Origin of the sequence: Myxococcus virescens (genome assembly GCF_900101905.1) — a bacterium.
In the GTDB taxonomy this organism is placed as follows: Bacteria; Myxococcota; Myxococcia; order Myxococcales; family Myxococcaceae; genus Myxococcus; species Myxococcus virescens.
The window spans coordinates 745,884-758,592 of record NZ_FNAJ01000001.1 but is presented as its reverse complement, the minus strand read 5'-3'; the positions used below and the strand labels follow the sequence as shown (position 1 = coordinate 758,592).

Sequence of the window (12,709 nt, the reverse complement as noted above, 5' to 3'; positions counted from 1 at the left end):
TTTCGCATGCGCATCCATCCGAGGGCTTCCGCCTCCGCCGTCCTCTCCCTGCTCTCGCTCGTGGTCCTGGGGGCATGCGGGGAGGACCGTTCGCTTCCGCTCGACAAGCCCGAGCCGACGCCCTTCCAGCCGGTCCAGGTCCCAGCCGTCACGGCCCTGGCACCGGTCTCCGGCTTCGCGGACCAGGCGGGCGGGGGTGTCTTCGCCACCGCCTCGCGCGAGCTGGTCCGGCTGCGGCTGGACGGCACGTACGGGGCGCTGGAGCCACACCCGGACAATGAGGTGGCGGCGGGCGGCATCCTCGGCGTCTTCCGGCTGGGGCCTCACAGCGCCCTGGTGGAGACGCAGACCGGGCTCTTCATGGCGGAGTCGGGGTGGCTCATCGCGCCGCCCTGGCGGGACGCGCTGGGGCAGGGCGTCATCGCCACCGCGCAGTCCGCGGACGGCGCGGTGTGGCTGGCGCACACGCGCGGCCTGTTCCGCCTGCAGGAGGGCACGCTGGCGGAGTTGAAGGTGGACGGCGTGTCGGTGAAGGCCATCACCTCGCTGGCGGCGGCGCCTTCACCGGAGAACCTGCCCGGCGTGTGGTTCCTGCACGACGGCGGGCTGAGCGTCGCGGTGGCCCTCAGCACCACCCACTACCGGGTGCACACCACGAGCGCGCCCCTGGCGGAAGGTGAGTCGCTGCAGGCCCTGGCGGGCATCGGGCCCGCGGTGGGGACCGCCGGTGAGCTGTGGGCGCTCACCAACCAGTCCCTGCTGCGCCGGGGCAAGGACGGCTGGCGCCGCGTGGAGCTGCCGGAGAAGCCGCAGCGGTTGATGGGTTCGGGCCGCTTCCTGTGGGTGAAGACGGGCGGCTCGCTGCTCCAGTACGACGCGGACGCGAACGTCTGGCGCGCGGCCAAGGACGCCGGCGCCGGGGACTTCCATTTCATCGCCGCGGACGAGAGCGGCAGCGTCTGGGTGCAGCAGGGCGGGGTGTCCGTCGCGCTGAGCCACGTGCTGGTGCCGCGCCTCCGGGGGCTCTACCAGGGCATGCAGTTGGTGAATGACGGGCTGGTGGTGCGCGCGGTGATGCCGCCGGGCGGAGCGCCCGAGAGCGTCGTCTACCAGCTGGGCAACTCGGAGATTCCCACGGAGGGGCCGGACTACAGCCTGGGCGGCCTGGAGGCCGACGGGACGCACCGCGCCTACTCCTTCGCGTCGCTGGAGGCCGGCCGCTACGTCCTGTCCGTGGTGGCGCGCTACGCGGATGGTTCGGAGGCGCGGCGCTCGGTGCCGTTCGACTATGCGCCCCTGGCGTCGGGGCCGCTGAGCTGGGACAAGGACATCCGCCCCATCCACGAGGCGCGGTGCCGCAACTGCCACAACAGCTCCAGCGCGGCGCGCTCGCTCGACAGCTATGAGCTGTGGCGGGCCAACGCGCCCATCATCACCGAAGCCGTGAGAGACCAGCGGATGCCCGCCGACGGTCCCATGGACCCCGAGCTCATCTCCCGCATCCAGCGCTGGGCCTCCTCTGGCGCCAGGCCCTGAAGCAACGCGCAGTCTCCCTCGAGGTACCTGACATGTCCCGACTGACCCGCGCGGCCCCCCTCCTCGCGCTCCTTGCCGCGGCCTGCTCGGATGAGCCTGCGCCCGCGCGCGTGGCGCAGCCTCACCAGACGGACCCATGCACGGGCCTGGCCGCGCTGACGCTCACCGCGCAGCCCGCGCGCGTGCGTGTGTCGAGCCCCGTGGCCCTGGTGGCCACCGGCGGCAGCGGTCATTACACCTACCTGCTGGAGCCGGGAGGCTCCTCGGGTGAGCTGGTGGGCAGCCGCTTCCTGGCGGGGCGCACGCCGGGCACGGACACGCTGGTGGTGGAGGACGCGCGCTGCCCGGGCGTGAGCGCCACCACGCAGGTCAACGTGGCGGCGACCTTCAACGTCGCGCCCGTGCGCGCGGAGCTGCGGCCGGGCACCTCCTTCCAGGTGGCGACGGACGGCGTGCTGGGCTCGGCCATGTACCTGCTGTCGGCTGACGGCTCCGGCGCCACGCTGTCGCCTGGTGGCCTCTACACGGCCGGCACGCGTGAGGGCCTGGACGTCATCACCGTGCGCGACACCCAGACAGGGGACGAGGTGGTGCTCCAGTACGAGGTCCGCACCCATGCCCGGCTGACCGGAGCGCCGGCCTTCCTCGCCGTGCCCTCGGGTTCGTCCGTGCCGCTGGCCACGCGCGGTGGCAGTGACCGGGTGAACTGGACGAAGGAGTCCGGCCCCGGGACGCTGGCGGGCGGCCGGCTGACCCTCGAGCCCGGCGCTACCGGCGTGGCGGTGCTCAACGCGGCGGACCCCTTCACCGGGGACACGGCGCGGGTGTCGGTGCGCGTGCTGGACGAGCTGACGCGGCCGGGACTGCCGCACGGCCGTCTGTCCGACGCGGCCACCCTGGTGACGGCGGACTTCGACGGCGACGGCCACCTGGACCTGGCGGTGGGGCAGCGCGAGAGCGACCTGAACGAACCGTCGGGCGGCGCCGTGTTCATCTTCAAGGGCGGCAGCGGTGGCCTGCCGACGGAGCCCACGTGGGTGCTCACCGGCACCACGGAGACGGCGCAGTTCGGTGACGCGCTGGCCGCGGGCGACCTGGATGGGGACGGGCGCGCGGAGTTGCTGGTGTCCTCGCCGGGCGCGGACGTGGCCGTCACCAACGCCGGCGCGGTGTACCTCTACACCTTCCGAAGCGGGGCGCCGGCGCCGCTGCGCCAGCAGCTCACCGGCCTGCTCCGCAACGCGGCGTTCGGTTCGGGCATGGCCATCGCGGACTTCGAGGGCGACGGCGACCTGGACGTGGTGGTGGGCTCGCCGCTGGGCGACCTGGCCCCCACCAACGCCATCCGCAACCGCGGCACGGTGGACATCTACGCGTCGACGCGGAGCTCGCCGGTGCCGGACCTTCCCACGGTGCGGTTGGGCGGCTGGGATTTGACGCCAGACGGCGCCCTGGTGTCGCGCAGCAGCACCGAGCTGGGCCGCGCGATGGTGACGGGCGACCTCAACGGGGACGGCCTGGTGGACCTGGCGGCGCTGAGCCGGGTGTCCCGGTACAACGCGTCCGGAGCGGTGTCGGGCGCGCAGATGGCCATCTCCGTCTTCCTGGCACGCGCGCAAGGCGCGCGCTTCCGGGCCTCGCCGGACGTGTACGTGCTGCCGGCCAACACGGCGGACAGCAACGAGGGCACGTGGCGGCTGGGCGTCATCCCCGCCGAGGGCACGCGGCCTCCGCTGCTGCTGGCGGTGGCGGACCGGGCGGACTCGCCGGACCTGCGCTCGAGCGGGGGCCTGCAGTCCGGCAGCGATTCGGGCGGCGCGCTGCTGTTCGATTTGACGGGCTACTCCGCCACCGGCGAGCCCGCCAACCGGCCGCCCCAGGTGACGCGCGAGGCGGCCTTCGCTCGCATCTACGGCGAGGCCAGCGGCATCAACGCGGGCCGGAGCTGGGCGGTGATGGACGTCGACGGTGAGCCGGGCCTGGAGCTGCTCCTGGGCGCGCCGTACGCGTCCGCGCCTTCGGGGGTGGGGAGCGGCACGCTGCGCTGGAGCGGCAAGATTCTCGTCTATCCCCTGGCCACGCTCACGCAGGGCAGCATCCTCAACCGGCCGCTGACGGTCATCAACGGGACGGCGGTGTCGGACACGCTGGGCTCGGGGCTGGCGACCTGGGGCCCCGCGGCGAACCCGTCGCTGGTGGCCTTCGCGGGCCGGTCCTCTTCGCCTCAGGGGGCCTTCACCGGCAGCGTGGAGCTGTACCACCGTCAAGGCGCGTCGGTGACGGAGTGGACGCGCACCAGCGTCCGGGTGCCGGCGAAGCCGAGCGTGGAGCGCTTCGGCGAGGCGGTGGCGATCGCTCAGGGCCCGCAGGGCCGTCCGCTGGTGCTCACGGGCGCGCCGGGCTGGTCCGGCCCCGGCACCAGCAATGACGGCAACGCCCTGACCATTGGCCGTGCCTACGTGCACGACGTGTCGGCGCCCGCGCAGGCCACCGTGGTGGAGGAGGGCCTGCCCTCGCCGCACCAGGCGGGCCGCAACGTGGGCGTGGACGTGGCCTTCTCCGACTTCAACGGCGACGGGCGTCCAGACCTGGTGGTGGGCGCGTCCAACTTCTACGTGCCGGGCACGGGCACCACGAGCTCCAACAACGAGCTCAACAACACATACACGTCGGTGCCCGCCGCGTGTGTCACCAGCGGCACCCAGTCGGTGGGCGGCGCCCTGGTGTCACTGGGGCAGCCGGACGGCAGCTTCAAGCCGGCGTACCGGCTGTTCGCGCCGAACGTCATCGCGGACTGCACGTTGGAGCCAGAGGCCCTCTGCCGGCGCACCGGCATCGGGCGCGGCGTGGCGGGTGGGTTTGATTTGAACGGCGATGGCCGCCAGGATGTGGGCCTGCTGCGCAACGACGGCATGGAGGTGTTCCTGGGCCGCGCGCCCGAGGACGCGTCGCTGGCGAAGCTGAGCATGATGTGTGAGCCCGTCTACACGATGCCGTCCATGGACATTCAAACGTTCGCGCCGGTGTCGCTGGGCGACCTCAACGGCGACGGCTGTGACGAACTGGCCTGGCGCTACGCGGAGGGCTCGCGGTCGGGCGTGGCCATCCTGCTGGGCTTCGACGCGAGCGGCTCGCGCTGCGGCGGGCGCAGGACGGCCACCGTGTGGCGCATCGCCGGTGACAGCGAGGTGCAGCTCACCAACATGGGCCTGGGCCTGAGCATGACGCGCGCGGGCCGGTTCCTGGGCGACACGCGCGACTTCGTGGCCATCAGCGCCACCAGCGTTCCCTTCAACGGCGTGACGCAGCCGGTGGTGCTGCTCTTCGACAAGACGGTGCTGGTGAACCGGATGCAGGCGCTCCAGTCCGCGGGCTCGCCGCTGGTGGTGGGCGCGCTGGGCGACGGCCTCAATCCCCTTGTGCTGGTCCACCGCCACCGCGCGGTGAACTTCGGCGCGCGGCTGGTGGGCGGCACGGACCTCACGGGCGACAACATCCCCGACCTGCTGGTGAGCGCGCCGGGCGCCTCCGAGGCGTCCGACGGCGGTGGCGCGGTGTTTCTCTATGCTGGCGGGGTTGGCCAGCAGGGCGCGCTTTCACCGTTCCTCATGGTGGTGGGAGATGGCTCGGAGCGCTCGGCGCTGGGGCAGGCGATGTCGATGATGCCGGGCAGCGGCAGCTCGCCGCCCATGCTCGTCATCGGCGCGCCGCGCAGCTACCGGACGGGGACGCAGAACGGCACGGCCTTCGTGTTGCCGCTCGGCTTCTGACGGTCCGCACCGGGAGGCTGTTGGGTCCACGCTGGGGCCGGGGCTATCCTGGCGCCTGTCTCAGCGTGGGAGGCCCATGAGCCTGAACCGGGAGTGGCGTCACGGCGAGCAGCAAGCGTGGTTCGAAGCGCCGGACATCCTCTGGGCGCGCTTCCGGGGCGGCATCACCCTGGAGACGTCGGTCTGGTCGTGTGGCGTGTACCGGGAGATGGCGGACGCGCAGCGCTTCTACCTGGCCGCGGACATCACGGACTCGCACCTCAGTCCGGAGTCGCGCCGCTACCTGGTGGACCACGCGCAGGCGGGCTGGTTCCTGGGCGTCGTCTACATCGGCGCGGCGATGGAGCAGAAGGCCACCACCAAGAGCCTCATGGTGGGCGCGATGCTGAGCGGCGGGATGCGGCTCGACACGGCCTACGTGGATTCGGCTGAAGAGGCGCGGGCATGGATTGCGCGACACCGCGAGGCGGCGGCGCGGACAGGCTGAGCGCGGTGGGCGGTCCGGTGGGGTGACGGGCGTGCTGCACACGGCAGGGCGCATGCACATCGTCTGTGGCCAGGAGGGTGCATGGGGGCCGAAGCCCTGGGTTGGTTCAGTTCATTCGTCCTGCTGTTGACCATCACTGTCCAGGTCCACAAGCAGTGGAAGTCAGGCTCGAGCGAGGGTGTGTCCAAGTGGCTCTTCGTGGGGCAGATGACGGCCTCCGTGGGGTTCACGCTCTACAGTTGGAAGGTCGGCAACTGGGTCTTCGTGGTGACGAACGCGCTGATGCTGTTGAGCGCGGTGCTGGGGGCGGTGATTGTCCTCAAGCATCGCCGGGCCGCGCGGAGGAAGCACGCCGCCCAGCCGCGCGCGCCCTCTGACGCCGTGCACGCCTGAGGACCTGGGCCCTGGCTGTCCGCCTGCCCCAGGGGCGGACAGCCAGCGCGTCCAGGAGGTGGGTTGGTTTGCGGGAACAGCCTTCTCACATTGCCCGAGCCCCTTAGCGCAGGAGTTCGACATGGCCGACAAATCGGAAGTGGCCCGGCTGCGCAGCCTGGCCCAGCTCGACGCGGATGCCGTGGGTGCCTACGACGCGGCCCTGGCCCGGATTCCGGAACCGTTGGTCCGCGAGCGGCTCAATGGATTCCGAATCGACCACGTCCGGCACGTACAGGACCTGAACGCCCTCATCCACGAGGCGGGCGGGACGCCGCTGGAGCTGCGCCTGGACCTCAAGGGAACGGCGATGGTGGGCCTGACGGCGATGTCCAGCATGATGGGCACCGAGGCCGCGCTGGTGGCCATGCTCGGCAACGAGGAGTTCTCCAACCGCGCCTATGACGTCGCCCTGCGCTTCGACTGGCGCCCCGAGGTCCGGGCGCTGATCGAAAAGCACCGGGAGGACGAGCGGCGCCACGTGATGTGGATTCGCGACGCCGTCCGGACGCGTCCCTGGGAGCGGGCACGCGCCATCGCCGAGGAGGGCTCCGAAGCCCCCGCCTGAGCCGCCCTCCCGGGCCGATATGTCGGGGCCCGGTCCTCGTTTACGCTCCCGCTGGGGCTCTACGAGGAGACGGGACGAATGCGCTCGGTGGTCTTCGCGGCGGTTGTGTTGGCGGGCCTGATGACGGGCTGTGCCCATCAGGCTGGCACCTATAGCGACCTCTTCATCCCGGATGGGGAGGCCATCTACGAGCGGCCGGTGGAGGAGATGTGGCCGGAGGTGCGCAAGTACTTCACGGAGGCCAACCTGCCCTTCCGCGAGGACCGGGGCAGCATGGTGCTGGAGACGGAGTGGCGCCAGGAGTTCGGTGGCTCGAAGGTGTCCGGCTTCTTCCACCGCTACATGGTGATGGGCAAGCGCGAGTCCCCCACCCAGAGCAAGCTGTGGATCATCCGCATCACCAAGAGCCGCAACAAGGCGCTGGCCCCGGCGGGTCGTGAGCTGGACTGGGGGGTGGCGCGCATCATCGGTGACAAGGCAGGAGGTGGCTCCTCGGCCCCGGGCCTCTCCGTGGAGGATTGGGAGGATCGGCTGGATGCGCCGGTGGGGGAGAACTCCTTCTACGCGGAGTCGGGGCAGGGCTCGCGGGACCTGGTCATGGAGTGGCGGGTGTTCCGCGCCATCTCTCCCAAACTGATGAAGGAGGAGAACGCGCCCAAGCCGGTGAAGGTGGCGATGGCGCCTGACGCGGAGGGAAGCGCGGCGGCCATGGACTTCGAATGCGGCCTGCCGATTCTGGGTCTGGGCAAGCAGGTGAAGCCGGGTGGGGTGCTGCTGCTGGGGGAGATGCACGGCACGCAGGAAGTGCCGCGCTTCATCGCGCAGGCGGCCTGCCAGACGGCGGTGGCCGGCATGCCGGTGACGGTGGGGCTGGAGCTGCCGCTGGAGAGCCAGACGCGGGTGGACACCTTCCTGGACAGCGCGGGGACGGAGGATGACTGGCTGAAGCTGATGGAGGCGCCCTTCTGGCGCAGCCCGTATCCGGATGGCCGCAGCAGCGAGGCGGTGGCGAACATGCTGGACCAACTGCGTCAGCTGCGCTCGCGCGGACTGGACGTGGACATCTTCGTCTTCGACCACCCGAAGGCCCAGGGGCAGGCGCGCGAGGACGCGATGGCGGCCACGGTCCGGCACCAGGTGGAGTCGAGCCCGGGGCGCTTCCACGTCATCCTGTCGGGCAACATCCACTCGCGCACGAAGAAGGGCCTGCCGTGGGACAAGTCCTTCCGGCCGATGGGGATGGTGCTGAAGGACGAGCTCGACAGCGTGGTGGCGCTGGACATGGCGTACAACAGCGGGTCGGCGTGGATTTGCGCGGTGGACAGCAAGGGCGTGAAGGACCAGCTGGCCTGCGGCATCCGAGAGGCGAAGGGCCGGGACAACGGCGACCGCTTCTTCCTGCACACGTGGGGGGGCACCAATGGCGACGGCTACCATGGTGTCTTCTACGTGGGGCCGGTGAGCGCGTCGGCGCCAGCGGTGCACAAGGGGCTGGGGCGTCCGGGTGGGGGAGACAACTCGGGTGTTCCGACGGAAGACCGGACTCCGACGCTCGCGCTCCACTGACGTCTGGCATTTCACGGGGCGCGCCGCGGCTGCTGCGCGCCCCGTGGCGCTGGCGTAAGTTGCCGGCGTGAGCGACATCACTGTCTATCAGCCGGAGCTCCTCTACACGGGCGGCCGGTTCCACGAAGGGCGCGGCCTCGCGGTGAGCGCCGATGGCCGCATCCTGGCCCCGGAATCCGTCCCCGCGGGCGCGCGCACCGTCGCGCTGCCGGGAAGGGCCTTGCTGCCGGGGCTCGTCAACGGACACTCCCACGCGTTCCAGCGGCTCATCCGCGGGCGTACGGAGTACGTGGCATCGGGCCGGGAGGCGGACGACTTCTGGAGCTGGCGCGAGGCGATGTACCGCGCCGCCGAGTCGCTGAGCCCGGAGGACCTCTACGTCGCCTCGCGGCAGGCCTTCGTGGAGATGGCGCTCGCGGGCATCACCACCGTGGGGGAGTTCCACTACGTCCACCACCAGTCCGATGGCACGCCGTACGCGGACCGCAACACGTTGGCGCACGCGGTGATTCGCGCCGCGCGGGACGTGGGGCTGCGCATCTGCCTGCTGCGCGTGGGGTACGCCCGTGCGGGCTTCGGCGTGGCGGCGAATCCGCGGCAGCGCCGCTTCATCGACCCGGACGTGGAGACGTTCCTGGGTTCGGTCGAGGCGCTGGCCCGCGAGGTGCGCTCTGACGCGGCGGTCAGCGTGGGGCTCGCGCCGCACAGCGTGCGCGCGGTGCCTCGGGAGTGGCTGGCGGCGCTCGCGGGGGCGTCCGTGCGGAGCCTGCCCGTCCACATGCACGTGGCGGAGCAGCCGAAGGAAATCGAAGCCTGTCTGGCGGAGCATGGCCGCAGGCCCGTGGAGTTGCTGGCGGACCTGGGCCTGCTGGGGCCCAGCTTCACGGCGGTCCACGGGGTGCACCTGACGGACGAGGAGGTGTCGCTGTTGGGCCGGGCCGAGGCCACGGTGTGCGCGTGTCCTTCCACGGAGCGGAACCTGGGCGACGGCATCGTTCCCGCGGATGCGCTGGTGAAGGCGGGCGCGCGCATCAGCCTGGGCTCGGACAGCCAGGCCACGGTGGACCTGCTGGATGAGGCGCGACAGCTGGAAGGGCACTTGCGGCTGTCTCGGCTGCGGCGCGCCGTGCTGGACCCGGGCGGGGGCGCCATGGATGGGCTGGCGGCGCGGCTGCTGGACATGGCCACCGTGGACGGCGCGCGGAGCCTGGGGCTCGCCACGGGCGTCCTGGAGGCGGGCGCGCCCGCGGACTTCTTCACGGTGGACCTGCACCATCCGTCGCTCGTGGGCGCCTTGCCCGCATCGCTGTTGCCCGCCATCGTGTTGGGCGCGGAGAAGGCGGCGGTGCGCGATGTGGTGGTGGGCGGACGCGAGGTCGTCCGTGAGGGCCGGCATGCGCTCGCGGAGGAGAGTGGCCGCGCGTTCCAGGTGTTGTCTCGTGGGCTGTACGCCTGAGCGTCGGTTCTTCTCCGATATGGCATTGGGGCGCGGCACGTTCCCCCCGGGAGTTCATTCCCGGAGGGGCCGATGCGCGCGAAGTGGTTCGCGGTGGTGACGTTGATGTGCTTCCAGGTGGGCTGCGCGGCCCGACAGGGAAGCACCTTCAGTGACTTGTTCATCCCGGATGGCGAGGCCATCTACGAGCGGCCCCTGGAAGAAGTCTGGCCCGAGGTGCGGCAGTTCTTCACGGAGAACAAGCTGCCCTTCAAGGAGGACAAGGGGAGCCTGGTGCTGGAGACGGACTGGCGCCAGGAGTTCGGCGGCTCGAAGATTTCGAGCTTCTGGCACCGGTACATGGTGCTGGGAAAGCGCGAGACGCCGACGAAGAGCAAGCTGTGGATCATCCGCATCACCAAGAGCTCCAGCACCGCGCTGAGTCCTCCGGGCCGTGAGATTGATTGGGGGCCGGGCCGTGGCCTCACAGGCGGGAGTCTTTCCGAACGGCAAGCGGCCGTGGAGACAGAGAGTATGATGGGGGCGACAGGGGGGGGCGCGTCGGACCCCACGCTCAGCGTGGAGGACTGGGAGGCCCGCCTCGCCGCGCCGCGGGGAGAGAACTCCTTCTACGCGGGTTCGGGTCAGGGCTCGCGGGACCTGGTCATGGAGTGGCGGGTGTTCCGCTCCATCTTGCCCAAGCTGATGAAGGAAGAGAACGCGCCCAAGCCGGTGCAGGTGGCGACGACGCCCAGTGCGAACGCGGGCGCGGAGGCCATGGCCTTTGAATGTGGCCTGCCCATCCTGGGGTTGGGCAAGCAGGCGAAGCCAGGTGGCACGTTGCTGCTGGGGGAGATGCACGGCACGCAGGAAGTGCCGCGTTTCGTGGCGCAGGCGTCATGCCAGGTGGCGGTGGCTGGCATGCCGGTGACGGTGGGGCTGGAGCTGCCGCTGGAGAGCCAGACGCGCGTGGGGGCGTTCCTGGAGAGCGCGGGGGCGGAGGATGACTGGCTGAAGCTGATGGAGGCGCCGTTCTGGCGCAGCCCGTACCCGGACGGCCGCAGCAGCGAGGCGGTGGCGAACATGCTGGAGCAACTGCGCCAGCTGCGCTCGCGCGGGCTGGACGTGGATGTGTTCGTCTTCGACCACCCGACGATGCAGGGGCAGGCGCGCGAGGACGCGATGGCGGCGACGGTTCGGCACCACGTGGAGTCGGGCCCCCAGCGCTTCCACATCGTCCTGTCCGGCAACATCCACTCGCGCACGAAGAAGGGGCTGCCCTGGGACAAGTCCTTCCGGCCAATGGGGCTGGTGTTGAAGGACGAGCTCGACAGCGTGGTGGCGCTGGACATGGCGTACAACAGCGGGTCGGCGTGGATTTGCGCGGTGGACCGCAAGGGCGTGAAGGACCGGCTGGATTGCGGCGTGCGTGACGCGAAGGGGCGTGACAACGGCGACCGCTTCTTCGTGCACACGTGGGGCGGAACGAACGATGACGGCTACCACGGTGTCTTCTACGTGGGGGCGGTGAACGCGGCTGCGCCCGCGGTGCACAAGGGCCTGGGACGGCCTGGGGCGGGGGATAACTCGCTGTCTCCGCTGGAGGAGGCCGCGCCCCAGGTGGCGTCCGTTCGCTGAGGAGACATGGGGGAGGGAAGGGCCTTCCGGGGGCTGGCGTGCCGTGGCATGACCCGTCCCCGGAGGTCTTACCCATGAGTGACACGCTGCCCGCGCTGCGGGCCACCCTGACGGAGTTGGTGGCGATGGACACCACGTCCTTCCGCCCCAACGTTCCGCTCATCGACTACGCGCAGGCGCGCTTGGAGGCCGCGGGCTTCAGCGCGGAGCGCCAGAAGTTCCTGGACGACGCGGGCGTGGAGAAGGTGAACCTCGTCGCGGTGAAGGGCGGTTCTGGCTCCGGCCGCGCCGCGCTGGCCCTGGTGGGGCACTCCGACTGCGTGCCCTACGACGCGGCCTGGACGGACGCGCTGCGGCTGACGGAGAAGGACGGGCGGCTCTACGCGCGCGGCGCGTGTGACACCAAGGGCTTCATCGCCTGCGCGCTGCACGCGGCGTTGAACGCCAAGCAGTTGAAGGCCCCGCTGATGGTGGTCCTGACCGCGGACGAGGAAGTCGGTCTGACGGGCGCGAAGAAGCTGGTGGAGGCGGGACTGGGCCGCGCGCGGCACGCGATTGTCGGCGAGCCCACGCGCCTCATTCCGGTGCGCGCCAACAAGGGCTACTGCCTGGCGGAGGTGGAGGTGCGGGGGAAGGAAGGGCATAGCGCGTACCCGGACTCGGGCGCGTCGGCCATCTTCCGCGCGGGCCGCTTCCTCCAGCGCCTGGAGCACCTGGCGCTGACGGTGCTGCGCGAGGACCTCGACGAGGGCTTCCAGCCGCCCTTTACTACCGTGAACGTGGGCGTCATCCAGGGCGGCAAGGCGAAGAACGTCATCCCCGGTGCCTGCCGCTTCGTCGTGGAGTGGCGGCCCATTCCCGGGCAGCCGCCGGAGCGCGTGTCTCAGTTGCTGGAGACCATCCGCCAGGAGCTGGTGCGGGACGAGCCCGCCTTCGAGGCGCAGATTCGCGTGGTGCGCACGGACCGGGGTGTGAATACGCGGGCGGACGCGGAGGTGGTGCGCTTCCTCGCGGAGGCCAGCGGCAACGCGCCGGAGACGGTGTCCTTCGGGACGGAGGCGCCGCAGATGACGGAGCTGGGGGCGGAGGCGGTGGTGTTCGGCCCCGGCGACATCCGCGTGGCGCACCAGACGGGCGAATACGTGCCCGTGGAAGACCTGGTGCGCTGCGAGGCCGTCCTGGCTCGCGCCGTGGCCCACTTCTGTGGCGGGCGCTGAGCCTGAGTGACTGCGCTTGGGCGGAAGCACCCGCCTCAGCGCACGGCCTCGGCGGCGGAA

9 protein-coding genes are annotated in these 12,709 nt (G+C 71.1%); all 9 read left to right on the top strand.

Annotated elements, in window-relative coordinates; genetic code table 11:
- Positions 1 to 6 precede the first annotated feature (6 nt).
- The 9 genes from BLU09_RS03125 (at position 7) to argE (ending at position 12,649) form a co-directional block, all read left to right on the top strand.
- The gene (locus BLU09_RS03125; protein ID WP_090485172.1) at positions 7 to 1,536 is read left to right on the top strand and encodes a hypothetical protein; all 1,530 of its coding nucleotides are present in this window, start codon (positions 7 to 9) and stop codon (positions 1,534 to 1,536) included.
- A 32-nt stretch (positions 1,537 to 1,568) separates the two neighbouring features.
- Positions 1,569 to 5,306 carry an FG-GAP-like repeat-containing protein gene (locus BLU09_RS03120; protein WP_090485170.1) on the top strand — a complete coding sequence of 1,246 codons (3,738 nt, stop codon included), beginning with the start codon at positions 1,569 to 1,571 and terminating at the stop codon, positions 5,304 to 5,306.
- Positions 5,307 to 5,382: 76 nt separating this feature from the next.
- Positions 5,383 to 5,793 (top strand): hypothetical protein, encoded by a 411-nt coding sequence (locus tag BLU09_RS03115; protein WP_090485168.1) that lies wholly within the window; start codon positions 5,383 to 5,385, stop codon positions 5,791 to 5,793.
- Positions 5,794 to 5,874: 81 nt separating this feature from the next.
- On the top strand, positions 5,875 to 6,186 hold the full coding sequence (locus BLU09_RS03110) for a hypothetical protein (protein ID WP_090485166.1): 312 nt from the start codon (positions 5,875 to 5,877) through the stop codon (positions 6,184 to 6,186).
- Positions 6,187 to 6,307: 121 nt separating this feature from the next.
- Positions 6,308 to 6,793 carry a ferritin-like domain-containing protein gene (locus BLU09_RS03105; protein ID WP_090485163.1) on the top strand — a complete coding sequence of 162 codons (486 nt, stop codon included), beginning with the start codon at positions 6,308 to 6,310 and terminating at the stop codon, positions 6,791 to 6,793.
- Positions 6,794 to 6,871: 78 nt separating this feature from the next.
- Entirely contained in the window at positions 6,872 to 8,359 is a 1,488-nt protein-coding gene (locus BLU09_RS03100; protein WP_090485161.1) for a TraB/GumN family protein, read from the top strand.
- Positions 8,360 to 8,426: 67 nt separating this feature from the next.
- On the top strand, positions 8,427 to 9,815 hold the full coding sequence (gene hutF, locus BLU09_RS03095) for a formimidoylglutamate deiminase (RefSeq protein ID WP_090485159.1): 1,389 nt from the start codon (positions 8,427 to 8,429) through the stop codon (positions 9,813 to 9,815).
- A gap of 72 nt (positions 9,816 to 9,887) precedes the next feature.
- The gene (locus BLU09_RS03090; RefSeq protein WP_090485156.1) at positions 9,888 to 11,432 is read left to right on the top strand and encodes a hypothetical protein; all 1,545 of its coding nucleotides are present in this window, start codon (positions 9,888 to 9,890) and stop codon (positions 11,430 to 11,432) included.
- 74 nt (positions 11,433 to 11,506) lie between these two features.
- Positions 11,507 to 12,649, top strand: a complete 1,143-nt coding sequence (argE, locus tag BLU09_RS03085) for an acetylornithine deacetylase (protein WP_090485154.1) — start codon at positions 11,507 to 11,509, stop codon at positions 12,647 to 12,649.
- Positions 12,650 to 12,709: the final 60 nt, after the last annotated feature.

What these genes read in the sequence shown, in the direction of transcription:
- BLU09_RS03125 (WP_090485172.1), top strand. Translation starts at nt 7, where the DNA reads ATGCGCATCCATCCGAGGGCTTCCGCCTCCGCCGTCCTCTCCCTGCTC.
- BLU09_RS03120 (WP_090485170.1), top strand. Translation starts at nt 1,569, where the DNA reads ATGTCCCGACTGACCCGCGCGGCCCCCCTCCTCGCGCTCCTTGCCGCG.
- BLU09_RS03115 (WP_090485168.1), top strand. Translation starts at nt 5,383, where the DNA reads ATGAGCCTGAACCGGGAGTGGCGTCACGGCGAGCAGCAAGCGTGGTTC.
- BLU09_RS03110 (WP_090485166.1), top strand. Translation starts at nt 5,875, where the DNA reads ATGGGGGCCGAAGCCCTGGGTTGGTTCAGTTCATTCGTCCTGCTGTTG.
- BLU09_RS03105 (WP_090485163.1), top strand. Translation starts at nt 6,308, where the DNA reads ATGGCCGACAAATCGGAAGTGGCCCGGCTGCGCAGCCTGGCCCAGCTC.
- BLU09_RS03100 (WP_090485161.1), top strand. Translation starts at nt 6,872, where the DNA reads ATGCGCTCGGTGGTCTTCGCGGCGGTTGTGTTGGCGGGCCTGATGACG.
- BLU09_RS03090 (WP_090485156.1), top strand. Translation starts at nt 9,888, where the DNA reads ATGCGCGCGAAGTGGTTCGCGGTGGTGACGTTGATGTGCTTCCAGGTG.
- argE (WP_090485154.1), top strand. Translation starts at nt 11,507, where the DNA reads ATGAGTGACACGCTGCCCGCGCTGCGGGCCACCCTGACGGAGTTGGTG.